This window comes from Pseudomonas fortuita, assembly GCF_026898135.2.
Classification (GTDB): Bacteria; Pseudomonadota; Gammaproteobacteria; order Pseudomonadales; family Pseudomonadaceae; genus Aquipseudomonas; species Aquipseudomonas fortuita.
Map to the genome: position 1 here is coordinate 1,950,789 of NZ_CP114035.2, position 22,145 is coordinate 1,972,933.

Below are 22,145 nucleotides of genomic sequence, written 5' to 3' on the forward strand. Positions count from 1 at the left end.
CTGCTGTGGCCTGCCGAAGAACATTCGAGCGCGGCCAGCAGGCAAGCATGCAAAGCGGCCTTGCGCTCGATGAACCGCCACCCCATGCCTAGTTCGCGGGCAAGAGGATCACAAAGTTCTTTTTCATGTCTTCCAGTACGGTCCATTTGCCCTTGGCGCCCGGTTCGATAATGAACGTGTCGCCAGCGGCCAGTGTGATGGGGGCGCAACCCTCAAGCTCGATGACGCAGCATCCACTCAGGACATGGCAGAACTCCCAGACTTTATAGTCGATGCGCCACGCGCCGGTGCTGGCTTCCCATTCTCCGGAAATGCGACCTTGTTGTTCATCGTGATAATACTTGGACGTCAGCGTATGAGGCGTGCCTTCCACGACCGCTTCGAAAAAGGGAAGGTCGCGCACCGGTTGGATATCCAGTTCGCGGAATACGGTCAGCTTCTTGTTCATGGTTTTTTCTCGAGCACGTTGTGGGTAGGGCGATACATCAAATAGGCTTCACCGGTTACGTTCAGCATCGGGTGCGGAACGATCTGGCAGGTTTTAACAATTTGAAAGCCGTGACGTTCGTAGAAGCGGCGTGCACCGTGGTTTTCGGCATAATCAATCAGGCATAGCCCATCAAGGCCAGCGTCCTCAGCGCGTTGCTGAGCGTGGCGAAGAAACTGGACGCCCAGCCCTTGGCTGCGCCAGGCTTCATCCAGGGCCAAGCTGGATATGTATAAGGTGTCGGGTATCTCCATGTCGGAATACGGCGCGAGGACCGGGTCGGTCTCGACAGGCCTGTCAGGGGTCTCGCGCAAAGCATAGCTATGCATCATGCCGATGACGCGCCCTTCGAAAATGGCCATCAGGCAGTTCTTGTAGGAAAAGTCGCCCTGTTCCCTGGCATAGCGAGACGTGCCGACACTCAGCAATGCTTCTCCAGGTGTTGCAAGCTTGCTCCATATGTAATCGGCCATGCCCTCCGATGTCAGTTGAAAGAAGCGCGCAATATCTTGCGCATCCGAGGCATGAGCGGGTCTGAAGTCGATAAGCATGTGCGGTGCTCCCATGGGATCGGGTACTTGATTTTCAAGGATTACCCCTTTGGCCAGGTGGCAGGTTAGGTGGATTCAACGGTACCCATCATGCTCTGGGCGAACACCGTCAGCACGGCATGCGACGCTGCTTCAGCTCGGTAAAGTGAAACCCTGCGCACTGGCGCTGGGATTGGGAGATCTGCGCGGGTGAGCCGTTCACGCGGCTCGATGAGGCGTTGCAAGCCTGCGCCAATCGGCTGGGCGACGCTTGCTGGTTACTGTCAGCCGTGCCGCCAGGTCGCTGGCCGGCCTGGCTGATGAGCTCATCATCCAGGCCTTGCGCCGACAGGCGATAAAGGCCCGTGAACGGCCGACCCGCAACACAGGATACCCATGAGAAGGGGCGGCATGCCGCTGGCCTTGGTTTCAGGACTATTCAGCGGAGCTGAGGGCTGGTCCATCGTGACCGGCGAAATGCGCCGATTCAAAAATGCGCCGGTCAGTGCTGCGCGCTCTCTACCGCAATGCTTTCGCCGCAAACTTCCAGGTGCTTGATGCTGCGATTGGCGATGGCGTAGTGGATCAACGCGCCCAGGCCTGCACCGAAGAACCAGGAGAACTGCGACAGCGTCTCGAACGCCGGCACAAGCGCCAGCACGATGGCGATCAGCGAAGCCGGGATAAAGGCGGCCACGGCGCGCAGGTTGACCCCGCCGCTGTAGTGATAGGCGGCTTCTGTGCTTTCGCTATACAACTGCGGCAGGTTCACCCGGCTGCGACGTACCAGGTAATAGTCGGTGACGATGATGCCGTACAGTGGGCCGAGCAGGGCGCCCAGGCCGCCGAGGAAATACACGATCACGGATGGGCTGTTGTACAGGTGCCAGGGCAGGATCACTACCGCGATTGCGGCACTGAGCAAGCCAGCGCGGCGGAAGTTCAGCAGGTTCGGCGCCAGGTTGGCGAGCACGTAGGCCGGCGCGACGAAGTTGGCCATGATGTTCACCGCCACGGTGACGATCAGGAAGGCCAGGCAGGCCAGCACCAGGCCGGCAGTGTTCGGGATGGCGGCGACAATGTCGGTCGGGCCCTGCACCAGCTTGCCGTCAATGCTGAACTGCGCACCGGCCAGCACCACGGCGATCAGCGCGAAGCCGAGCATGTTCACCGGCAGGCCCCAGAAGTTGCCCACGCTGATGGTGCGCCGATCCGGGCAGTTACGGGTAAAGTCGCAGAAGTTGAGAATCATGGTGCCATACAGCGAAACCCACAACGCAGCGGCGCCGAGCACCTTCAGCCACTGGCTGGAGCCGGTTGGCGCGTTGCCGCTGGACCAGGCTATCGACAGGCCACTGCGCCAGTACATCCACCCCGCCAGGCAGGCGAACGCGACCAGAATGATCGGCCCGGTGATCGACTCGAAGCGGCGCACCATCTCCATGCCGTAGGCGAAGATCGCCACCTGCACACACCAGATACCAAGGAAGGTGAGCCAGCCCAGGGTCGACAGGCCGAGGATCGAATTCTGGTCGTAGGCCTTGAGGTCCGGAGCGATGGCGGTCAGCAGCACGCGCAGCACGACCGAGGCGAGGTAGGTCTGGATGCCGAACCAGGCGATGGCGATCACCGCACGGATCAGTGCCGGAATCTGCGCCCCATGAATGCCGAAGCTGATCCGGCACAACACGGGGTAGGGCAGGCCGGTCTTCTGGCCCATGTAGCCGGACAGGTTCATCAGGCCGTAGATCACCATCGCGCCGAGCGCGAAGGCGGCGAGGATCTGAGCGCCGCTCATGCCCAAGGCAAAGAGGCCGATGGCGAAGGAATAGTTGGCGATGTTATGCACATCGTTGGTCCACAGCGCAAACAGGCTGTAGCGCCCCCAAGTGCGATTTGCCGCGCGTGTCGGGGCAAGGTCGGCACTGTACAGGCGCGGGCTCAACGCCAGCTGACTGGGCCCAGCCGTATCGGCCGGGAGAGCATCGCGCTGGTCAACATCGGAACGTGAAATCGACGCCATCGGAACTCCATGATGGTTGTGTACTTTTATTTTTGGTCTTGTATACAAACAAGATTCGTACCAACCCATGCGTTCGGTGGCTCCCACTGCTTTATAGCCTTCATTCGGCATAGTCAGCAGGTGATCCAAGGCTGTAATTGGGAATTTTGTGCACATTTTTTGGGTAAGGTTGTTACCACTCGCACCACGGCTGGCCGTGCGCCGGGCCGGCAGCTTTTACCCGGTGTATTGAGCGGGTGGCTTTGCGGATGATGTTCCGACTAAGCTGGGGGCAGGGATATATGGGGGCTATTGGATGTTGCGTGTACCGCTTGGGCTGAGTCTGTTGCTCGCCGCCGCCATGGTCGAAGCGGCTCCCTTTCAGGTGCCCACGCCGGCCGCACTCAGGAGCCAGCTTGAAAGCCTCAAGCCTGGCCAGTTTCTCTGGTACCCGCAGGTCTCGCCGGTGGGGCCGGTGACCGTTGTGGTCAGCCTTACCGAGCAACGAGCCTACGTCTATCGCAATGGCATCGCCATTGGCGTCAGCACCGTCAGCAGCGGCAAGGCCGGCCGGGAAACCCCCACCGGGGTATTCAGCATTTTGCAGAAGAAGGTCGAGCACAAGTCCAGCCTCTACAACAGCGCACCGATGCCCTACATGGAGCGCCTGACGTGGGATGGCATCGCCCTGCACGCTGGCCATCTACCGGGGTACCCTGCCTCGCATGGATGTGTTCGACTGCCGATGGATTTTGCAAAGAAGCTGTATGAAGTCACCGGTTTCAGCTCAACCACAGTCATCGTTTCCGATACCAACAGTGCCCCGGTGGAGGTTTACCACCCCGGCGTGCTGGCGCCGACGGTCAGTGATGGCAAGGCCCAGGGCCCGCTGGTGCTGAGCAACCAGCAATTCTGGGACGACCCAGACCCGACGGCAGGGCCACTGTCGATCCTGATCAGCCGCGCCGATATGCGCGCCTACGTGTATCGCGGTGGGCAACTGATCGGTTCGGCACCTGCACTTTCGCTTGAAAGCCGTCAGCATCGTAGCGGCATGGCGGTGTATTCCCTGCTGCAAAAGCCATCCACCCTTGCCCTCGATGACGGGCTGCCCCTGCGTTGGTCAGTGGTGGGCCTGAGCAACCCGGAGTACGGGAATACGCCCTATGAACAACTGGGGCAATTGAACATCAACCCGGCGTTCCGCCGCCATTTACGTGCGGCGATGGACGTTGGCACGATGCTGGTGATTACGGACTGGGCATCGACCCGGGATACCCGCAGCGACGGAAAATTCACGGTGATCAGCACCGAAGGCAGTGAAGCATCCAAACCATTGGTCAAGAAGTGATCGGCATTGCTGAGATAATCAAGCAAAGTAGCCAATTTTGGCTGCAATCAAGGCAAGAAAAGCCAGTTTTTCACAGGGTATTCCATGTCGATTTTCCAATTATTGCGGGGGGCCTTACGGCTTTCGGTGGCCGGTATTGGCCTGTGTTTTCTCAGCACCGGGCATGCCGCCGATGCGCAACCCCTGCCGAGTGCGGCCGAGCTGCAGCAGTTGGCGCCAAACGCCAGTCTCTCGACCTTGGCACTGGCACTCAGCGCCTATACCTGCGCGAGTCATAGCAACGCGGACAAGCTGCTGACGGTGATCGATTATTCCAAAGCCTCGCGTGACAAACGCCTGTGGGTGTTCGACCTGCGCGCCAGGAAACTATTGTTTGAGGAGTGGGTGGCCCATGGCAAGAACAGCGGCGCGGATGTGCCGACCACGTTCTCCAATGCGCCTAACAGCTTCCAGTCCTCCATCGGCCTGTATGAGACCGGGCAGACCTACAGTGGCAAGCACGGCCGCTCGCTGCGCCTGCAGGGGCTGGAACCGGGGTTCAACGACAACAGCATGTCGCGGGCGATCGTTATGCATGCTGCTGCGTATGCCGACCCCAAGGTAGTACCGGGTCTCGGGCGCCTGGGGCGCAGCCAGGGCTGCCCGGCCGTTCGTCCAGCAATTGCCGGCAAGCTGATCGAGACGCTGCAACGCGGCAGTTACGTATTTGCCTATTATCCTCAGCAAGACTGGCTGAAGAAATCGCGCTTTCTTAACGCCCAGAGCTGTGCGCTGCCCAATCAATCGGTCGCCAGCAAGTAAGCCTTCGCTCCCTTGGGGCAGGTCAGGCCCCGCAAAATGATAGTATGCGTGACGCAGCGGCACTGTGCTGAAGCAGCAGTTGGCTAGCCGGAAGGTTGTCATCGTGCTGGCGCAAGTCATTGGCAGTGGAGGGGATTGATGGAGGTTTGTTACGACGCTGAACGGATGACACTGAGTCGTGCTAACTTATCGACAACGTTAGGCAGTAACGAAAGCGATCTGTTGCTTGCCCTGATAGCAGGCATTACTGATAAAGAGGCGATAATCTCTCAAGTATGGGGTGCTCGGGGCTTGGTTGTCTCTGACAGTAGTTATTATAAAACAGTGCATGCGCTTCGTTCGAAGCTGGTTGATGTTGGTGTGCCTCGAGACAGTTTGAAAACATTGCCTAAGCGAGGTTTGATACTGCTGTGTGAAATCACCATGGTTTCCGCGGACGTTGCAGTTGAACGTGACATGCCATTGCACCTCGAGCAAGACAGGCCTCGGGCATCATCGGGCGCCAATGAGCAACCCGTCGGCAATGACAGCAAACGGAGCGGCTCGAGTGAGACTGTAGCTGGCAAGGCGGAGCTCGCTGAAGAAAGGCAAAACGCTGTCATGGCCCCCCTTCCATTGCGTGACGGATGGATAAGAAGAAATAGTCACTTGTTTTTACCGGCTCTCGCTTTTCTAGGCGCGTCGCTCCCCGTTATTTATGCCTACCTGATGTTTCACAAGCCGCCGGACCTGGAAGCGTGGAAACGTGTCTGGGAGCGTGATGGGGCAACGCTGTACGCCGAACAGAGTGAAAATATGTCTAAGGATGATGTATTGGCGGCGATGGCCGGGTTCGAGCCGGCGTTGGTCTTGAAAGACAGCAACTATTATGTGCGCAAGCCTCTCAGTCAGTTGCTGGTAAGTTGTGTAAAGCCAGAAAGCCACGGGGAGGCATTGTGCGTAAATTATCTTCGCGTTGGAAAAAAGTGATTGGGTTTACGTCACTTCTCTCGGTTTTTATTTTTGCGGGCTTGATAAGCAATTACCTGATATCGGTCTACCGAGATAGTCCTCGGGCCCCGTGCAGCGCCTCCATTGACTTTGTTCATGTGGAGGAGGGAGAGGGGCTTTGGCGCGGCGTCGGAGATATGACGATCGACCCCAATGAGGGTGCGATCTATGCCTATTATCATGTGATAAGCCCGCGCGGTGTAAAATATGTGTATGACAGACGCTTCGAGTTGTCGCTGACGCACCTGGACACCTCGCGATATCTCTTCAAGACACGTTCTATTTCAACATTCGATGGCGATACGGCGGGAAGTCATATTCCATTCATGGCCCGTGGTTTTCAGGGCGGCATCATGACCTTCAATGCTTTCTCGGATTTTGAGTACTATTTCAATGTGAATAACCTGGTGGTAGGGGTGTGCCACGTGCCGCGTTAGTGAATATTGCGCTGTTTGAGTAGGCGCTCGTCCGCTGCCCGGGGGATGCGGTTATCAGGGCAGGGTAGGCGGTGTACAGGCGTTTGGTAAGAAAAAGTAAGGGTCAGGCGCCTGTTGAGGTGGTTAAGTAAGGCCAAGTAAGGTCGACGTAAAGCCGGTCGCGTCATCGCGAGGTACTGTGCTGCCCAGGTTGAGCATGGTGCTCGATGGTTTTACAAGGCTTTCAGGTATGCAGGGTCGACGTGTTGTGGGTAAGCAGTTAGCAGGGTATCCGTACAGGAAGCACGCGCTCGGTATTCGTAGCGTGGGGGCAGCGCCTTTTTTACTGGTTGTATTCGCTGTGTTTGCAGTGTGTGACCTGTCTTTGGCAGGAGATGTTAAGCGCTGTGAACAGCGCAGAGACGAGATTGCTCACGAAAGGGATCAGGCAATACGGTATGGGAATATATACCAGCAGAGAGGATTGGAAGCTGCGTTGTCTCGGGTTCAGCGGTATTGCCGTGATGATGAACCGAGCGAACCAGGCGAACAAGTGTCTCGCGCACTGAAAGACGTTCACCGGAGGGAGGACCAGCTGGAAGCTGCGATAGCGTCCGGGTCTTCCAGAATGGTTGAAAGATACAAGGGGAAACTGGAGCAAGCGCAGGAGCGGCTGCGCAGGGTTTCAGGGGAAGAAAGGTAGTTACATTGTTATATTGATCGGTGGTCAACGGGGCGTTTAATGAAGTCATTGATGTGTATGTGTCCGCTTTTATTTTCCTTTCTGGTTTCCGGTTGTACCGCGAGTGATTGGGTTGAAGTGGCGGGCGGTGTCATGCAGGGGCGTGACGATTATAATAAAGCCCAGCGCACTGCGCGCTTGAAGCGCGCGAATAAGGCGGCGATGCGGATGAAGCGGAGCCATTTTGTTGAGTGATGCCAGTAAAGGGCTCGCTGACGGGTCTGCTGAAGTGATGGTATAACGGCTTTAACGCTGCTTCGGGTGTTCTTTATTCAGGTTTATTAATGCGCTTTATATTTTCCTTGTCCACTTATTGTTTTTTGGTTTTTTCCAGCCCTGCGATGGCGATGAATGATTTCTGGGCCGAAACCCTCATCTCCAGCACGAGCACTGCAACCACCTACTTGACCTCGCGGGATAAAAAGCTGATAGCCGCAACGCGAGATGATGCCAGCAGCTATGTTGCGAGCGATGGCAACATCAAGGGGGTCTACCTTGAAGCTGCGATGGATAAATTTCGGCACTCCCATCCAGACATAGCTATCAGTGACATGGCCTTGGCTCAATTCATATTGGCTTACGAGAACTATTAACCTTGAAGGTCAAACGGCCACGACTGGCTGGCTTGCGGGGGAGCGCGTCGAGCACGCGAGCACCCCTGTTGCAGAAACCGAAGGCCGCAGCAGCGCAGACTGCGGCCATACCCAATCACACGCTGCGGGTCAGGCCGCCGTCAACCTTGATGTTTTGCCCGGTGATGTAGGCAGCGCCTTCGCTGGCGAGAAACGCGATGGTGGCTGCGATTTCCTCGCGGGTGCCATAGCGTTTGAGCGGCACGCTGTCGCGGCGTTGTTCGGTGGCCGGCAGGCTGTCGATCCAGCCGGGGAGAACGTTGTTGATGCGCACGTTATCCCCGGCAAAATTGTCGGCGAAGATCTTGGTGAAGGCGGCCAGGCCCGAGCGGAAAACAGCAGAGGTCGGGAACAACTCACTCGGCTCGAACGCCCACGCCGTGGAAATGTTGATGATCACCCCCCCTTTCTGGCGTTGCATGTAAGGCGTTACCAGGCGCGTAGGGCGGATGACATTGAGCAGGTAGGTGTCCATGCCCTTGTGCCAGTCCTCGTCGCTGATCTCCAGGATCGGCGCGCGCGGGCCATGGCCAGCGCTATTGACCAGCACGTCGATGCGGCCCCACTTTTCTACCACGGCATCTACCAGGCGTTTCAGGTCTTCAACCGACTGGTTGCTGCCGGTTACGCCAATGCCGCCAAGTTCGGCAGCCAGTGCTTCGCCCTTGCCCGAAGAGGAAAGGATGCCCACCTTGAAGCCGTCAGCGGCCAGGCGTGCCGCGCCCATGCCGCTGCCACCGGCTGTGATAATCGCAACTTTTTCTACTGACATGCTGCCTCCAACGTGAACGGCTGATTGCTTAGGTGCAATCACCTTAGCAGTAGCCCCAGCGGGGAGGGAGGCAGCCAAACTTTACCGTGGCAGTAGATTAACTATTGTCAGCCTGTTGCTTGAGCCAGCGCCGCACAACGCCTAGCGATTCAGGCTGCTGCAGCTTGCGTGGCCACACCAGATAGAACGACTTGTCGAGCCCTAGCTGCTGAGCGAAGACCTGGACCAGCCTGCCCGCAACGATTTCATCGCTGACGAACGCCAGGCTGGCCAACGCAATGCCCTGACCACTGACGGCCGCATCAATAGCCAACGAGGTCTGATTGAACCGCAGGTTCTTGGCCGTCGGTTGCGCGTGTTGCGGGAACACTGCGGCCAGGTATTGAGGCCAGAAATCATGGGCATCGTGAAGCATGATGAAATCTTGAAGCTGCGCAAAGCTGGCGGGCACACGGGTGCCCTCAAAAAGCGTTGGGCTGGCCACGGCGACAATGCGCTGATCCATCAGCAGTTCGCTGTTCAAGCCCGCGCCGATTTCAGGCTTGCCGTAGCGCACTGCGATATCCACGCCATCGGTGCTGAAGTGCGACAGCCGGTCCGTGGCCAGCACACGCAGATCGATATCCGGGTGTTTTTGCGCAAAGTTGCCCAGCCTGGGGATAAGCCACTTTGAGGCAAACGTCGGGGTAACGCTGACGGTCAAGTGAGCCGCCTGTGGCCGGAGCAGCCGGGTTGCTTCATCAATCATTGCCAAGGCGCTGCGGATGCTGGCGCTGTAGCCCAGGCCCGCATCGGTCAGCGCCAGGCCCCGCGGGAGGCGCTCGAACAAACGAAGCTTCAGGTGCGCTTCCAGCCCACGTATCTGTTGAGCAACTGCCGCCTGGGTCACACCCAGTTCCTCGGCAGCCAGGCGGAAGTTCAGGTGGCGGGCAACCACTTCAAACACGCGTAGCGCGTTAAGCGGGGGCAGTTCAGGGAAACCGTTTGGCATGACGATGGCAATGGCCGGGCTGGGAAGATTCACCGCGCAGGCTACTCCCTGAGCACCGTTAAAGAAACCCGGCCCACCTTTATCAACCCAGATCCCTGGGCCGCAGGGCATCGGTTCGCTGCTGCGCATTTCCATCGTCCTGCTTGACTCGTGAAAAATTTACTGTATTTTTTCATGAAAAATAACTCTAAAAATTTCACGGCAGCCCAATCGATGAAGATGCACGAAGAGGTTGAAGCCCTCGCGATCCTTATTCACGACCTGCGCAAATTCAAGAACCTGACCCTGGGCGAGCTGGCCGAGCGCATCAACCGCTCGGTCGGCTTCCTCTCTCAGGTCGAACGCGGTGTTTCGCGCCCTACCGTGGCGGACCTCACCGCCATCAGCGAAGCGCTCGGCGTGTCGACCGCGTACTTCTACAACCTCAGCAAGCCCCGCAGCATTGGTTGGGTCACGCGCCCCCACGAGCGGCGCACGCTGTACCTGGAGTCGGGCATTACCGATGTGCTGGCTTCGCCCACCATCGCCGGTGCCTTCGCCATGCTCGACAGCCACCTCGAACCAGGCGCCACCAGTGGCGAGGCGTACCTGAGTGACCGTTCCGAGCAGGGCTGTTTCGTACTGGAAGGCGAACTCACGGTATGGCTGGACCACGGCGAGCCCGTGACCCTGCAGGCCAACGACTGCTTCCAGGTGCAACCCCACGCGCAGTTCCGCTACGCCAACCTCACGGCAAAACCCACCCGCGTGCTCTGGGTCTTCAATTGAATTCGTTCACCTCACAAGGATAAGAAGATGAGTGTCATCTTTCCGGATCTGCTGGCTGAAGTGCGCTCGTTCCGAGCGGAGCACCCAGAAATTCGTTATGTCGACCTGATTGCGCTGGATATCCCCGGGCACTTCTACGGCAAGCGCTACCCCATGGACATGCTGGAAAAGGTTGCAGCCGGTGCACCTCTGAAGCTGCCGCAGAACTGCGTGTTGTTGGGTACCCAGGGTGGCCTTTACCCGATTGGCGATTACTGCTTTGCCGACGGCGACCCGGATGCTGCTCGGCGCCTGGTGCCGGGTACCCTGAAGCCAGTGCGCTGGGAAAAAGAAGTGATTGCCCAGATGCTCATCACCTCCGACGGCACCGACAAGCCTATCGAGTTCGAGCCCCGTGAAGTGCTGGCCCGCGTGATTCAGCGCCTGGCCAAACGCGGCATCCGCCCGGTGGTGGCTTTCGAGCTGGAGTTCTACTTGTTCGACCGCAAGCTCGACAACGGCCTGCCACAGTACCCACGGGACACCGCGACCGGGGACGAGGACGACCAGCCGAACATGCACATCGAGCGGCTTTCACGCTTCTCGTCGGTGCTGCACGAGATGGTCGATGGCGCCAACGAGCAGGGTGTGCCGGCGAACGTCATCACCGCAGAGCTGGGCCCTGGCCAGTTCGAGATCAATTTTTCCCACAGCGACGATGCGCTGAGCGCGGCGGACTGGTCGGCGCTGTTCTGCCGCAGTACCCGCGGTATCGCCATGAAGCACGGCTACCGTGCCAGCTTCATGAGCAAGCCATACCTGGACGCGCCGGGCAGCGGCATGCATGTGCACGTCAGCCTGTATGACGCTGCCGGCAACAACATCCTGGCTGGCGCGCAGCAGCGCAAGCTGCGCCATGCGGTGGCGGGGTGCCTGGAGCTGCTGCCGCACTGCATGCCGATCTTCGCCCCCAACCACAATGCTTACCGCCGCTACGGCGCCATGGTGAACGCGGCGAGCAAGGCCAGCTGGGGCTTCGAAGACCGTGATGCGTGCATTCGCATCCCCGAGTCCGACCCGCGCAACCTGCGCATCGAACACCGCATCGCCGGTGCCGATGCCAACCCGTACCTGGTGTTGGCGGCCATTCTGACCGGCATGGAGCATGGCCTGGACCGTGGCGTCGAGCCCATCGCCCCGCTGAACGAAAACCGTCAGAGCGGTATCGACTTCCCCAAAGATGCCCTCGGTGCCCTGGCCGCCATGCGTCACCACCCGGTGGTCAACGAAGGCTTGGGCAGTGAGTTCGTGATGGTGTACTGCGAGAACAAATACCAGGAACAACTGGACTTCATGCGCCACATCGATGCCCGCGAATACCGCTGGTTCCTGTAGGTGGCGAAGTCCAGACAGCGACGCTGCACCCTCCCTTTCACTACAACACGCAATATGGATTTGCCGGAGGAAGATATGCCCCGTGTGCCCGTTATCGGCATTACCGCATGCACCAGCATGATCGAGCTACATGCAACCCAGACCATCAGCGAGAAATACGCGCGTGCGGCGGCCAAGGCAGCGTGTGGGTTGCCCATCGTGATTCCCAGCCTAGGTGAGCTGATGGACAGCGCCGATATTCTCGACGTGGTGGACGGGCTGATTTTCACCGGTTCACCGTCCAACATCGAGCCGTTCCACTACAACGGCGCGGCCAGTGCAGAGGGCACGCTGCACGACCCGCTGCGTGATGCCACCACGTTGCCGCTGATGCGTGCGGCCATCGCCGCCGGCGTGCCGGTGCTCGGCATTTGCCGGGGCTTCCAGGAAATGAACGTGGCACTGGGCGGCACGCTGCACCAGAAAGTCCACGAGACCGGCGTGTTCATGGACCACCGCGAAGGCAAGGACGAGCCCCTGGACAAGCAATATGGGCCGCGCCACACCCTGCATGTAAAGCCCGGCGGCATGCTCGATCGCATGGGCTTGCCGGCGATCTTCGACGTCAATTCCATCCATGGCCAGGGCATCGATGTACTGGCCCCGGGGCTACGGGTGGAAGCGCTGGCACCCGATGGCCTGGTGGAAGCGATTTCGGTCGAGAACGGCAAGGGTTTTGCCCTGGCCGTGCAATGGCACCCCGAGTTCCAGGTCATGGACAACCCGCATTACCTGACCATCTTCCAGGCCTTTGGCAAGGCCTGCCGACAGCGCTCGGTACTGCGCCAAAGGCTGTTGCTGTCGGCCTGAACACCGACCGTTCCCAACTATAAAAGTACCCGCGCAGCCTGGCCGCGCAACTTGATGGAGTAGAAGTCAATGAGTGAAAAGAATTCGCAGACCCTTGCCTGGCAATCGATGAGCCGCGACCATCACCTGGCCCCGTTCAGCGATGTCAAACAACTGGCTGAGAAAGGCCCGCGCATCATCACCTCGGCCAAGGGCGTGTACCTTTGGGACAGCGAGGGCAACAAGATTCTCGATGGCATGGCCGGCCTGTGGTGCGTGGCGGTCGGCTACGGTCGCGATGAGCTGGCCGAAGTTGCCAGCCAGCAGATGAAGCAGCTGCCTTACTACAACCTGTTCTTCCAGACCGCGCACCCCCCTGCGCTGGAGCTGGCCAAGGCAATCGCCGATGTGGCGCCGCAAGGCATGAACCATGTGTTCTTCACCGGCTCCGGCTCTGAAGGCAACGACACCGTGCTGCGCATGGTGCGCCATTACTGGGCGCTGAAGGGCAAGAAGAGCAAGCAGGTCATCATTGGCCGCATCAACGGCTACCACGGTTCTACCGTGGCGGGCGCAGCCTTGGGTGGCATGAGCGGCATGCACCAGCAGGGCGGGGTGATCCCGGATATCGTGCACATCCCGCAGCCGTACTGGTTCGGCGAAGGCGGCGACATGACCGAGGCCGACTTCGGCGTGTGGGCGGCCGAGCAGTTGGAAAAGAAGATTCTTGAAGTTGGCGTAGACAACGTTGCCGCCTTCATCGCCGAACCGATCCAGGGCGCCGGTGGCGTGATTATTCCGCCGCAAACCTACTGGCCGAAGGTGAAGGAAATTCTCGCCAGGTACGACATCCTGTTCGTTGCCGATGAAGTGATTTGCGGCTTCGGCCGCACCGGTGAATGGTTCGGTACCGACTACTACGACCTCAAGCCCGACCTGATGACCATTGCCAAGGGACTGACCTCTGGTTACATCCCCATGGGCGGGGTAATCGTGCGTGACGAAGTGGCCAAGGTCATCAGCGAAGGCGGTGACTTCAACCATGGCTTTACCTATTCCGGCCACCCGGTTGCAGCTGCGGTAGGCCTGGAGAACCTGCGCATCCTGCGTGACGAGCAGATCATCCAGCAGGTGCACGATAAAACCGCGCCGTACCTGCAACAACGCCTGCGCGAACTGGCCGACCACCCGTTGGTGGGCGAAGTGCGCGGCCTGGGCATGCTCGGCGCAATCGAGCTGGTGAAAGACAAGGCCACCCGCGCCCGTTACGAAGGCAAAGGTGTCGGCATGATCTGCCGCCAGCACTGTTTCGACAACGGCCTGATCATGCGCGCCGTGGGCGACACCATGATCATCGCGCCGCCGCTGGTGATCAGCATCGAGGAGATCGACGAGCTGGTGGAAAAAGCCCGCAAGTGCCTGGACCTGACCTACGAGGCTGTGCGGTAAGGGCAGAGGTTTTGCCTGTAGATTTTCAGCGCCTGTGATATCGAGCGCCGCCCACGCGGCGCTCGATCTACGCCCCAACCGCAAAACCCACGTCAGGCCCCCAAAGCAATTTGCTTTGTGAGATGAATCCTGTACTTTTCAAGGCATTATTTTCCCGTCTGAAAGTCGCGATTCAACTATGAAAGTGCACGAAGAAATCGAAGGCCTGGCAGTACTGATTCGCGACCTGCGCAAGTTCAAAGGCCTGACGCTGGGCGAGCTGGCTCAGCGTATAGGCCGTTCGGTGGGCTTTCTGTCCCAGGTCGAACGGGGCGTGTCGCGCCCGACCGTGGCCGACCTCACAGCCATCAGTGAAGAGCTCGGCGTCTCGACCGCCTACTTTTACAAGCTGGACAAGCCCCGCGAGCTCGACTGGGTCACCCGCCCTCACGAGCGGCGTACCCTTCACCTGGCGGGTGGCATCACCGATGTGCTGGCATCCCCCACGATAACGGGCGCGTTCTCCATGCTCGATAGCCACCTGGAGCCAGGGGCCAGCAGTGGCGAGGAGTACCTGGACGACAGCTCGGAGCAGGGCTGCTTCGTGCTCGAAGGCGAGCTGACGGTGTGGCTGGGTGGTGGCGAGCCGGTCACGCTGCGGGCCAGTGACAGTTTTCAGCTGCAACCCCACGCCAGTTTTCGCTATGCCAACCTCACCGACAAGCCCACCCGCGTGCTCTGGGTGTTCAGCTGAGAGGCGTTTGGGTGCAGGTCACATAGGTAAGCTGTAGTCCCGCTCGACAAGAAACGACCCATCGCAGACCATCTGAAGCTTCCACAAGGATGCCCAGGAACGAATGCCATGGATTGCCTGCCGACGCTGCATACCGATCGCCTTGTACTCACGCCCCTGCGACTGGAGGATGCACCTGCAATCCAGAAACTGTTCCCGCAATGGGAAGTTGTCCGCTACCTCGATCGTCGCGTCCCTTGGCCATATCCGGAAGACGGTGCGCTGGTCTATGTACGGGATATCGCCCTGCCTGCCATGGCTGCGGGCCGTGAATGGCACTGGATGATCCGCCTGCGCAACGAGGCTGACTGCACCATTGGCAGCATCAGTTTGTATGAGCAGCCTGGAAACAACAGAGGCTTCTGGCTTGCGCCGCAGTGGTGGGGCATGGGCTACATGCGCGAAGCCTGCAGGGTCATCAACGCCTATTGGTTCGAGGCGTTGTCACGCCCGCTCATGCAGGTTCCCAAAGCCGTTGCCAACCATGCCTCGCGCAAGGTTTCAGAGCATGAGGGAATGCGCAGGGTGAGTACCCGCGATGGATATTTTGTTTCTGGGCCAATGCAGGTCGAGGTATGGGAGCTGACACGCAGTGACTGGTTCAGCGCGTCGAAAACCGGACACTAGCTTGAGCATTCTGATCACTCGACCAAGACAAGCCATGGCCAACGCTCCCGGTAGCTGGCGGCTTTTTCCCTGAACAAGCCTGGCCGTGGGTTCAGCTCGTTCATGTTCAGCAGATCGTGCTGCAGGTCATCCAGGCCATGGGTGCTGTACAACGTGCCCGTGCACACATCAACCCCAAGGCAGGTCGAGCGGATCAGGTAGCGGTCGATGCCATCCGTGACCTTGAGCAATGGCGAATAAGCACCGCCGAATTTCCCCTGGTACCAGAGGTGGACGCGGGCCTGGTTGCGCACTTCCACGTTGACGCCCAAGTGCGCGCAGGCCTGCTGCACCCTGGTGATTACCCGGTCCTCTGCCTCCCAGGACACATCGGCGTCAAAGTAGGCGATGTCATAGTCCTTGATGCCCCAGCCGGCAGGCAGCCCTGCGCGGTGGTTCCAGAAGGTCTGGAACAGGGCGCCTGCCACCAGCATGCAGTGGGGGATATCCAGCGTTGCCAGCACCGCCAGGAGTGCCCGGTTTACCGGGTTCTCGCGGATGATCGCCAGTAACTGCTCGTCAGTCAGTGAATGCATGGATACCGTCCTTGATAGTCGCATTGCAAGGGCTGAGCTTACCTGAATGGCGCCAAAGCCATCACTGGATGCCGTTCAGTGCGCCGCTACACAGGACGGGCGGGGTCAGTACTTCCAGGTCACCGAAGCCGTCAGGTTGCGCGGTGCACCGTAGCTGGCGGTTGTCGCGTTGTTGTACAGCGACAGCAGGTATTTGCGGTCGGTGACATTGTTCAGGTTCAGCGACGTGCTCCAGTTGCTGTCAATGTCGTAGCTGGTCATCAGGTCAACCAGGCCGTAGGCGTTCTGGTGGATGGCGCTGTTGGTGTCGTTCTCGACGCCGGTCTGCCAGCTAACACGGGCGCCAACCTTCATCTGTGGCAGGGTCGGCAAGCGGTAAGTGACCATGCCGCGCAAGCTGTGGGCCGGCACATATTTGCGCGCACGCTCGCCGTTGTCATCGTCAATACGTACATAGGTGTAGCCGGCGAGCAGGTCGAGGCCTGGCGCCACTTCGCCGGATGCCTGCAACTCTACGCCGTGGCTCTTGAAGTCGCCCGGTGTGTAAACCTCTTGAACCCCGTCGAACCCGGCATCCACGGCCACGTTGCGCTGCTCGGTCTTGAACAGCGCAGCGGTCAGGTGCAGGCGCTCGTCCATCACGCTGCCTTTTACCCCCACTTCCATGCTCTTGCCTTCCAGTGGGTCGAGCAGCTTGCCGTCGGTACCGACCACGTTGTACTGCGGGTTGTAGATTTTGGTCCAGCTGCCGTAAATGCTCCATGCCTCGTTCAGGTCGTAGACCAGGCCGGTGTAGGGCGTGACCTTGCCATGGGCGCGCGTGGAGTGTTCTGAACCGTAGCTCTCACCCTTGCCGTCGGCGCTGAGCATGCGTGCACCGGCTATCCAGTGCAGGTTATCGGCCAGGCTGAATCGCGCACCGGCGAATACGCTTTTTTGCGTGTCCTGGAAGTTCTGCGCCAGGTCGTCACTGGTGACGCCAAACGAGGGCATAGGCGTATTGCCCGCGAGGATGCCCGAGAACGAAGTGTTGAAGAAACTGCCATGCTCCAGGTCTTCATCGTACTCCTGGCCTTTTTGGTGCGTGCGCCCGTACGCGGCCCCGAAGGTCAACTGGTGCTCGCGACCGAACAGGCTGAACGGGCCTTGCACCTTGGCCTCGCCCAGCAGCTGGTGAGCCTCGCTGCGGGTGTGGTTGGCATACGCGTCGGCTACATCACCAGAGACGCCACCTACATAAAGCATGTTGGTGTTCTGCTTTTCCTGCTGCCCGGTGGCCGTGAGCGTGGCGTTCCAGTCATTGCCGAAATCATGCTTCAGCTCGACGAAGGCCCGCTGGGTGTGCAGGTTCCAGTAGGTCCACGGCTGGCCGATGCTGTTGCTGCGCCCGCTGTAGTGGATGGCATTGCCGTCATTGTCCACCAGTGGCAGGTTGCCCCAGGTGCTGCCGTTGGAGTCACTGTTGTGCTGGGAGAAGCCCACGGTCACGGTGTCGGCGTCGGACACATCGAACGCCAGCAGGCCGGCAGCAACGTTGCGCTCGTGGCTGTAGCGGTCCATCCATGAGTTGCCCTTGTCGTGGGAGTAGATGAAACGCCCGCGCACATTGCCGCTGTCGGTCAGCGGGCCGGCAACATCGACGTCGATACGGCGGCTGTCCCACGAGCCGACGCTGGTGTCGACCTGCGCCTGGAAGGTATCTGTCGGGCGTTTACGCACGAAGTTGACCGTGGCCGACGGGTTGCCGGCACCACTCATCAAGCCATTGGCGCCGTGCAACACGTCGATCTGCTCGTACTCGGCCAGGACCTGGTCCCCTACCAGCGTGCTGCTTACGAAGGGCATGCCCATGCCGTCGTACTCGAAGGTGTCGATGTCGAAACCGCGCGAAGTGAATTCGGTACGGTCGGTTTCAGTTTGCTCGACGGTTACCGACGGTGCTGCGCGCAGTGCGTCCTTGATACCGGTGATCTTGAAATCGTCCAGCGCCTGGCGGGTGATGGTTGTCACGCCCTGCGGGGTCTGCTTGTCGGTCAGGCCCAGTTTGGTGGTGCTGGATGAGGCCCTGCCTTCGTAGCCCTGGCTCACGGCATCCATCACTTCGCTCGTGCTGTCGATCTGGGTCGCGGGCAGGGTGAGGTTGTCGGCGGCATGAACGACAGGCATGGCGCTGCATGCGCCGACCAGCAAGAGGCGGGCAGGGAGATGACGTTTCACGGGGAATTCCTGAGGCGGGGGCTGGTAAAAGGGTTACAGATTTCGTGCGAATGAGAATCTACGTCAAATGAGAAGATATATTGATAAATAATGTTTCATGCTTCTTCACCTCTCGCGAAACACGGCCTAGGTGGATGGCAGCAGCTAGCCGGTGCTCACGGAGGTTTCAAGCGGCTGCCGCGAGCAGCCTTGAAAGCGTTGGTTACATTGCCCTGCGCCGTCTTGAGGCTGGCAGGGCCATAGTTCATGCGTGTTCCGGGTCATCGCTCGAATCGGGGGGGAACCGCTGGTCGCTTTGGCTTCGCAAGCGCTAGATTTGATCCGGATTTTGTACGATGATTTTCGTAATGGCAGGGATGAGCTATGAAAACCGGTTTCAGGGAGGCCCAGCGCGCAGTAATAGCGGCGCTTGAATCAGGGGAGTACCAACACGTTTCGCGCGGGGATATCGATATAAAGAACCTGTTGGCTACAGGGGAGGTGTCAGCCCGAGAGGTTGTCGAAGTCGTGCGCTCCTGCCGGGGCATTCACCACGCAAGCAGCCCTCACCACGCTGTCGCTGCCGTAGAGGTGCATGTACTCAAACGGGATGGCTGGTACATCAAGTTCTTTTTTATCGAACCAGATACCTGGTTCATAAGCGTTCACCAGTGAGTACCCAGATCATGAAGATTCTGTTTGAAGGGGATAGCGGAAAAGCACTGTGCGAGCACTGCCAGGCAGTGGTGCCCACTCGTTATGCCCGCCGGGATGTACCGTTCAGCGATGGCAAGGGTGTGGCCAGGGACATATTGGTGGGCGTGTGTACCCGTTGCGATGGCGTGGTCGCACTTCCACCGCAATCCACACCAGCCATTCACGAGGCGCGCAAGCAGCAGCTCAAGTCGATCGAGGCGCGCTTGCCGGCCGTCTATGTGGACGTGCTGGATGCGGCCATGCATGCAGTCAGCAGCGACGCCGGGGCCCATTTACGCAAGTTGTTTCTGGCCCACTATGTTCAGCGGTTGGCGCAGGTTCAGCAGGGGGGCCGATTGCAGGCTGCGCATCTGGCGTTCATCCAGGCGCTGGATGCACAGCGGGAGCAGCGCGGGCTTGCAAGGTCCAACGCTACCCGGCGGTTGTCGATGAAGGTTAATCCGCACATGGCAGAGGACCTGCTTGCGCTGCAACAACAAACCGAGATGAACCAGACCGAGTTGCTGAAGGCCGTGATCGCCCTGATCCAGGCGGATGTGCTCGAAGAGCGGGACGAGGAAGTGATTGTGGCGCTGCAGCGGCTGGCGCGGTTGGCGGTATAGTCAGCACTGAACATTGTCGCTTGTGCGTGGGGCAACCACGCACAGGGCTCTTCGTTGGCCCGCCACATTCCTTGTCGTTCCTACACGATAGAGCCAGATTTTTCCCCTTCCATGTAGTCCGTTTCTGAATCATCCTTTTCAAGCCGTTTCACCATTGCGATGGAAACCTGATCTCCCTAGTCTCGACCTGTCGTTGCAAATTCAACGACCGGGTCTGCAAGCCTGCGAGTCAACTAGAAGAGCTCACCATCAGCTAACGGCGCTTTGCGCTCAGCTGCGTTTTATGGTGGCTGCGTACGGGTGGTCTTCGGACCAACCGGGCTTTCTAGTTGCCTCGGTCTTGCAGGCCCTTACGTAGCCGCCACCCAATCATCTGCAAGTGAGCAGGTGGCGATCTTGGTAGTGCAACTAGAGAGATTCGCCATGCTCAAAATTGTTCCCGATCCACCTTTCTCCGCTGACCCTTCGCACCACCTGGAAGACACCCTGATCCAGGCCACCGAATACGTCCTCTGCGCCTTGTCCGTAGGCCATCACGCCCTCTCCACGCTGCCCAAGTCTCCCGCCACCGTCATGACCTTGGCGGTGATGCATGAAGTGGAGGCCGTGCGCTCGTTACTGGAGTCGGCGATTGCGCAGGTGCAGTTCAAAGGCAAGCCGCAAATGCATACCTTGCATTGATGGGCTGAAATCAAGTTTTGCCAGCGGTGGATGGCACCGGCTGCGCCCGTGTTCGCGGGTGAACCCGCTCCCACAGGAGAGTGGAGGGCAGTACCACTGGCTGGCAGATTCAGAAGAGGTTCAAGATGGATAAAGAATTGGATGACGACACCGGCACCCTGGGGCTGACCGTAGGCTCGGCCACTTGCCTGGACGGTATCATCGACGGCAAGAAGCTGTTCCGTGTCGAGCCCGGCAACTGCTGTGACCATGCTGTCGAGCAGGCCTCTGTGTTGATGGACTGCTCTCGGCGGGCATCGTTTATCGGGGTAATGGACAACGAGCCGGTGCTGGTCTGGGCCTCGCACTTTCTGTGCGACATGGCCAAAGCCTTGATGGATGACGCTCACATGGGCATGCGCAAGAACCGGTGAGCCAGCAGCAAGTGGCGATGTTGCGCAGGCAACAGTGATCCGACAGCGTGTTTGACCACATGCAGTCAACATCGCCGACTAGTTCCATTAACCCGTTGAAAGTAAAGCAATCCAGCCGTTGGCACGCTTGCTGCTCCTGCCTCCTTGAACCCCAAGCATTCTCAAGGAGCTTCCTCATGAGCCACGCCCCACTCAAGTTCGCCTACTGGGTCCCCAACGTCAGCGGTGGCCTGGTGGTCAGCACCATCGAGCAGCGCACCAGCTGGGACATCGACTACAACCGCAAGCTTGCGCAAATCGCTGAAAAAGCGGGCTTCGACTACGCCCTGTCGCAAATCCGCTTCACCGCCGGCTACGGCGCCGACAACCAGCATGAGTCGGTCACCATCAGCCATGCGCTGCTGGCGGCCACGGAAAAGCTCAAGGTCATCGCCGCCATCCTGCCAGGGCCGTGGAACCCGGCGCTGGCGGCCAAGCAGTTGGCCAGTATCGACCAGTTCACCCATGGCCGCATCGCCATCAACGTGGTGTCGGGCTGGTTCAAGGGCGAGTTCCACGCCATCGGTGAGCCGTGGCTGGACCACGACGAGCGCTATCGCCGTTCCGAGGAGTTCATCCGCGCGCTCAAGGGCATCTGGACGCAGGACAACTTCACCTTCAACGGCGACTTCTATCGCTTCCGTGACTACAACCTCAAACCCAAGCCACTGCAGCAACCGCACCCCGAGATCTTCCAGGGCGGCAGTTCGCGTGCGGCGCGGGATATGGCCGCGCGGGTGTCGGACTGGTACTTCACCAACGGCAACAGCGTGGAAGGGATCAAGGCCCAGGTCGATGATATCCGCGCCAAGGCCGCAGCCAACGGCCACTCGGTCAAGGTTGGGGTGAATGCCTTCATCATTGCCCGCGACACCGAGGAACAGGCGCGTGCGGTGTTGCAGGAGATCATCGACAAGGCCAACCCCGAGGCGGTGCGGGCGTTCGGCAACGAGGTGAAGCACGCCGGGGCAGCCAGCCCGGAAGGCGAGGGCAACTGGGCCAAGTCCAGCTTCGAGGACCTGGTGCAGTACAACGATGGCTTCAAGACCAACCTGATCGGCACGCCGCAGCAAATTGCCGAGCGCATCGTTGCGCTGAAGGCAGTGGGGGTGGATTTGATCCTGTCCGGCTTTCTGCATTTTCAGGAGGAAGTGGCGTACTTTGGTGAGCACGTGTTGCCGCTGGTGCGTGAGCTGGAAGCCGGTCGCAGCGTAGACAAGGCAGTGGCCTGAGGCCTGTGCCGAATTGCCGGGGGCGCTTTGCGCGCCTTTGCGGCCGGGGGCGCCAAGGCAAGGCTGCTCGCGCCGGGCATTAGCCTGGGGTAGTCATCGACGCACCTGTACTGCTGTGAAACCCCGCATACCGTGCAGGGGCCGTAACGCTTGGCGTC

General features: G+C 59.5%; 25 protein-coding genes. 18 read left to right on the plus strand and 7 right to left on the minus strand.

Annotated features, from left to right (window positions below; all coding sequences use genetic code 11):
- Positions 1-88: 88 nt before the first annotated feature.
- The 3 genes from OZ911_RS09000 to OZ911_RS09010 form a co-directional block, all read right to left on the minus strand.
- Positions 89-448 carry a cupin domain-containing protein gene (locus tag OZ911_RS09000; RefSeq protein ID WP_023047148.1) on the minus strand — a complete coding sequence of 120 codons (360 nt, stop codon included), beginning with the start codon at positions 446-448 and terminating at the stop codon, positions 89-91.
- Entirely contained in the window at positions 445-1,038 is a 594-nt protein-coding gene (locus OZ911_RS09005; RefSeq protein WP_023047147.1) for a GNAT family N-acetyltransferase, read from the minus strand. The genes OZ911_RS09000 and OZ911_RS09005 overlap by 4 nt, the downstream gene beginning before the upstream one ends.
- A 481-nt stretch (positions 1,039-1,519) precedes the next feature.
- Positions 1,520-3,040: an NCS1 family nucleobase:cation symporter-1 gene (locus OZ911_RS09010; RefSeq protein ID WP_023047146.1), complete on the minus strand. Its 1,521-nt coding sequence runs from the start codon at positions 3,038-3,040 to the stop codon at positions 1,520-1,522.
- Positions 3,041-3,335: 295 nt separating this feature from the next.
- Between OZ911_RS09010 and OZ911_RS09015 the strand changes: the two genes are divergently transcribed.
- From OZ911_RS09015 to OZ911_RS09040, 7 genes are all read left to right on the plus strand, one after another.
- Positions 3,336-4,370: a L,D-transpeptidase gene (locus OZ911_RS09015; protein WP_016485764.1), complete on the plus strand. Its 1,035-nt coding sequence runs from the start codon at positions 3,336-3,338 to the stop codon at positions 4,368-4,370.
- Positions 4,371-4,454: 84 nt separating this feature from the next.
- Positions 4,455-5,171 carry a murein L,D-transpeptidase catalytic domain family protein gene (locus OZ911_RS09020; protein ID WP_016485765.1) on the plus strand — a complete coding sequence of 239 codons (717 nt, stop codon included), beginning with the start codon at positions 4,455-4,457 and terminating at the stop codon, positions 5,169-5,171.
- Positions 5,172-5,309: 138 nt separating this feature from the next.
- Complete coding sequence (locus OZ911_RS09025) at positions 5,310-6,140, plus strand: winged helix-turn-helix domain-containing protein (protein ID WP_023047145.1); 831 nt, start codon at positions 5,310-5,312, stop codon at positions 6,138-6,140.
- A complete protein-coding gene (locus OZ911_RS09030; protein WP_024717329.1) occupies positions 6,107-6,598 on the plus strand; it encodes a hypothetical protein in 492 nt (163 codons plus the stop codon). The genes OZ911_RS09025 and OZ911_RS09030 overlap by 34 nt, the downstream gene beginning before the upstream one ends.
- 229 nt (positions 6,599-6,827) lie before the next feature.
- Positions 6,828-7,280, plus strand: coding sequence for a DUF1090 family protein (locus OZ911_RS28870; protein WP_060518344.1), 453 nt, complete (start codon positions 6,828-6,830; stop codon positions 7,278-7,280).
- A gap of 39 nt (positions 7,281-7,319) precedes the next feature.
- Positions 7,320-7,514 carry a hypothetical protein gene (locus tag OZ911_RS09035; protein WP_033731210.1) on the plus strand — a complete coding sequence of 65 codons (195 nt, stop codon included), beginning with the start codon at positions 7,320-7,322 and terminating at the stop codon, positions 7,512-7,514.
- 89 nt (positions 7,515-7,603) lie between these two features.
- The gene (locus tag OZ911_RS09040; protein ID WP_016485770.1) at positions 7,604-7,912 is read left to right on the plus strand and encodes a DUF2388 domain-containing protein; all 309 of its coding nucleotides are present in this window, start codon (positions 7,604-7,606) and stop codon (positions 7,910-7,912) included.
- A gap of 115 nt (positions 7,913-8,027) precedes the next feature.
- Here OZ911_RS09040 and OZ911_RS09045 read toward each other — a convergent pair whose 3' ends face one another.
- On the minus strand, positions 8,028-8,723 hold the full coding sequence (locus OZ911_RS09045; protein WP_268968638.1) for an SDR family oxidoreductase: 696 nt from the start codon (positions 8,721-8,723) through the stop codon (positions 8,028-8,030).
- A gap of 97 nt (positions 8,724-8,820) precedes the next feature.
- Positions 8,821-9,714 carry a transcriptional regulator GcvA gene (gcvA, locus tag OZ911_RS09050; protein WP_031311687.1) on the minus strand — a complete coding sequence of 298 codons (894 nt, stop codon included), beginning with the start codon at positions 9,712-9,714 and terminating at the stop codon, positions 8,821-8,823.
- 213 nt (positions 9,715-9,927) lie between these two features.
- Here gcvA and OZ911_RS09055 point away from each other — a divergent pair, with 213 nt between their 5' ends.
- From OZ911_RS09055 to OZ911_RS09080, 6 genes are all read left to right on the plus strand, one after another.
- Positions 9,928-10,482, plus strand: coding sequence for a helix-turn-helix domain-containing protein (locus OZ911_RS09055; protein ID WP_016485773.1), 555 nt, complete (start codon positions 9,928-9,930; stop codon positions 10,480-10,482).
- Between the two features lie 27 nt (positions 10,483-10,509).
- Positions 10,510-11,856, plus strand: a complete 1,347-nt coding sequence (locus OZ911_RS09060; RefSeq protein ID WP_016485774.1) for a glutamine synthetase family protein — start codon at positions 10,510-10,512, stop codon at positions 11,854-11,856.
- Positions 11,857-11,931: 75 nt separating this feature from the next.
- A complete protein-coding gene (locus OZ911_RS09065) occupies positions 11,932-12,705 on the plus strand; it encodes a gamma-glutamyl-gamma-aminobutyrate hydrolase family protein (RefSeq protein ID WP_016485775.1) in 774 nt (257 codons plus the stop codon).
- A gap of 69 nt (positions 12,706-12,774) precedes the next feature.
- A complete protein-coding gene (locus tag OZ911_RS09070; RefSeq protein WP_016485776.1) occupies positions 12,775-14,133 on the plus strand; it encodes an aspartate aminotransferase family protein in 1,359 nt (452 codons plus the stop codon).
- Positions 14,134-14,311: 178 nt separating this feature from the next.
- Positions 14,312-14,866 carry a helix-turn-helix domain-containing protein gene (locus OZ911_RS09075; protein ID WP_016485777.1) on the plus strand — a complete coding sequence of 185 codons (555 nt, stop codon included), beginning with the start codon at positions 14,312-14,314 and terminating at the stop codon, positions 14,864-14,866.
- Positions 14,867-14,974: 108 nt separating this feature from the next.
- Positions 14,975-15,532, plus strand: a complete 558-nt coding sequence (locus OZ911_RS09080; protein WP_023047143.1) for a GNAT family N-acetyltransferase — start codon at positions 14,975-14,977, stop codon at positions 15,530-15,532.
- 14 nt (positions 15,533-15,546) lie between these two features.
- Here OZ911_RS09080 and OZ911_RS09085 read toward each other — a convergent pair whose 3' ends face one another.
- Positions 15,547-16,107, minus strand: coding sequence for a nucleotidyltransferase family protein (locus OZ911_RS09085; protein WP_016485779.1), 561 nt, complete (start codon positions 16,105-16,107; stop codon positions 15,547-15,549).
- A gap of 105 nt (positions 16,108-16,212) precedes the next feature.
- Complete coding sequence (locus OZ911_RS09090) at positions 16,213-18,273, minus strand: TonB-dependent siderophore receptor (RefSeq protein ID WP_268968687.1); 2,061 nt, start codon at positions 18,271-18,273, stop codon at positions 16,213-16,215.
- Positions 18,274-18,687: 414 nt separating this feature from the next.
- Here OZ911_RS09090 and OZ911_RS09095 point away from each other — a divergent pair, with 414 nt between their 5' ends.
- The 5 genes from OZ911_RS09095 (at position 18,688) to sfnG (ending at position 21,987) form a co-directional block, all read left to right on the plus strand.
- Positions 18,688-18,978, plus strand: a complete 291-nt coding sequence (locus tag OZ911_RS09095; protein ID WP_016485782.1) for a hypothetical protein — start codon at positions 18,688-18,690, stop codon at positions 18,976-18,978.
- An 11-nt stretch (positions 18,979-18,989) separates the two neighbouring features.
- On the plus strand, positions 18,990-19,622 hold the full coding sequence (locus OZ911_RS09100) for a hypothetical protein (RefSeq protein ID WP_024717325.1): 633 nt from the start codon (positions 18,990-18,992) through the stop codon (positions 19,620-19,622).
- Positions 19,623-20,045: 423 nt separating this feature from the next.
- Positions 20,046-20,303 (plus strand): hypothetical protein, encoded by a 258-nt coding sequence (locus OZ911_RS09105; RefSeq protein WP_016485784.1) that lies wholly within the window; start codon positions 20,046-20,048, stop codon positions 20,301-20,303.
- 125 nt (positions 20,304-20,428) lie between these two features.
- On the plus strand, positions 20,429-20,716 hold the full coding sequence (locus OZ911_RS09110) for a DUF3077 domain-containing protein (protein WP_024717324.1): 288 nt from the start codon (positions 20,429-20,431) through the stop codon (positions 20,714-20,716).
- A 176-nt stretch (positions 20,717-20,892) separates the two neighbouring features.
- On the plus strand, positions 20,893-21,987 hold the full coding sequence (sfnG, locus tag OZ911_RS09115; RefSeq protein ID WP_016485786.1) for a dimethylsulfone monooxygenase SfnG: 1,095 nt from the start codon (positions 20,893-20,895) through the stop codon (positions 21,985-21,987).
- Positions 21,988-22,145: the final 158 nt, after the last annotated feature.

Bases quoted from the DNA above. Each gene is read 5' to 3' on its own strand.
- OZ911_RS09000 (WP_023047148.1), bottom strand. From the start codon at position 448: ATGAACAAGAAGCTGACCGTATTCCGCGAACTGGATATCCAACCGGTG.
- OZ911_RS09005 (WP_023047147.1), bottom strand. From the start codon at position 1,038: ATGCTTATCGACTTCAGACCCGCTCATGCCTCGGATGCGCAAGATATT.
- OZ911_RS09010 (WP_023047146.1), bottom strand. From the start codon at position 3,040: ATGGCGTCGATTTCACGTTCCGATGTTGACCAGCGCGATGCTCTCCCG.
- OZ911_RS09015 (WP_016485764.1), top strand. From the start codon at position 3,336: ATGTTGCGTGTACCGCTTGGGCTGAGTCTGTTGCTCGCCGCCGCCATG.
- OZ911_RS09020 (WP_016485765.1), top strand. From the start codon at position 4,455: ATGTCGATTTTCCAATTATTGCGGGGGGCCTTACGGCTTTCGGTGGCC.
- OZ911_RS09025 (WP_023047145.1), top strand. From the start codon at position 5,310: ATGGAGGTTTGTTACGACGCTGAACGGATGACACTGAGTCGTGCTAAC.
- OZ911_RS28870 (WP_060518344.1), top strand. From the start codon at position 6,828: ATGCAGGGTCGACGTGTTGTGGGTAAGCAGTTAGCAGGGTATCCGTAC.
- OZ911_RS09035 (WP_033731210.1), top strand. From the start codon at position 7,320: ATGAAGTCATTGATGTGTATGTGTCCGCTTTTATTTTCCTTTCTGGTT.
- OZ911_RS09040 (WP_016485770.1), top strand. From the start codon at position 7,604: ATGCGCTTTATATTTTCCTTGTCCACTTATTGTTTTTTGGTTTTTTCC.
- OZ911_RS09045 (WP_268968638.1), bottom strand. From the start codon at position 8,723: ATGTCAGTAGAAAAAGTTGCGATTATCACAGCCGGTGGCAGCGGCATG.
- gcvA (WP_031311687.1), bottom strand. From the start codon at position 9,714: ATGCCAAACGGTTTCCCTGAACTGCCCCCGCTTAACGCGCTACGCGTG.
- OZ911_RS09055 (WP_016485773.1), top strand. From the start codon at position 9,928: ATGAAGATGCACGAAGAGGTTGAAGCCCTCGCGATCCTTATTCACGAC.
- OZ911_RS09060 (WP_016485774.1), top strand. From the start codon at position 10,510: ATGAGTGTCATCTTTCCGGATCTGCTGGCTGAAGTGCGCTCGTTCCGA.
- OZ911_RS09065 (WP_016485775.1), top strand. From the start codon at position 11,932: ATGCCCCGTGTGCCCGTTATCGGCATTACCGCATGCACCAGCATGATC.
- OZ911_RS09070 (WP_016485776.1), top strand. From the start codon at position 12,775: ATGAGTGAAAAGAATTCGCAGACCCTTGCCTGGCAATCGATGAGCCGC.
- OZ911_RS09075 (WP_016485777.1), top strand. From the start codon at position 14,312: ATGAAAGTGCACGAAGAAATCGAAGGCCTGGCAGTACTGATTCGCGAC.
- OZ911_RS09080 (WP_023047143.1), top strand. From the start codon at position 14,975: ATGGATTGCCTGCCGACGCTGCATACCGATCGCCTTGTACTCACGCCC.
- OZ911_RS09085 (WP_016485779.1), bottom strand. From the start codon at position 16,107: ATGCATTCACTGACTGACGAGCAGTTACTGGCGATCATCCGCGAGAAC.
- OZ911_RS09090 (WP_268968687.1), bottom strand. From the start codon at position 18,273: ATGCCTGTCGTTCATGCCGCCGACAACCTCACCCTGCCCGCGACCCAG.
- OZ911_RS09095 (WP_016485782.1), top strand. From the start codon at position 18,688: ATGAAAACCGGTTTCAGGGAGGCCCAGCGCGCAGTAATAGCGGCGCTT.
- OZ911_RS09100 (WP_024717325.1), top strand. From the start codon at position 18,990: ATGAAGATTCTGTTTGAAGGGGATAGCGGAAAAGCACTGTGCGAGCAC.
- OZ911_RS09105 (WP_016485784.1), top strand. From the start codon at position 20,046: ATGCTCAAAATTGTTCCCGATCCACCTTTCTCCGCTGACCCTTCGCAC.
- OZ911_RS09110 (WP_024717324.1), top strand. From the start codon at position 20,429: ATGGATAAAGAATTGGATGACGACACCGGCACCCTGGGGCTGACCGTA.
- sfnG (WP_016485786.1), top strand. From the start codon at position 20,893: ATGAGCCACGCCCCACTCAAGTTCGCCTACTGGGTCCCCAACGTCAGC.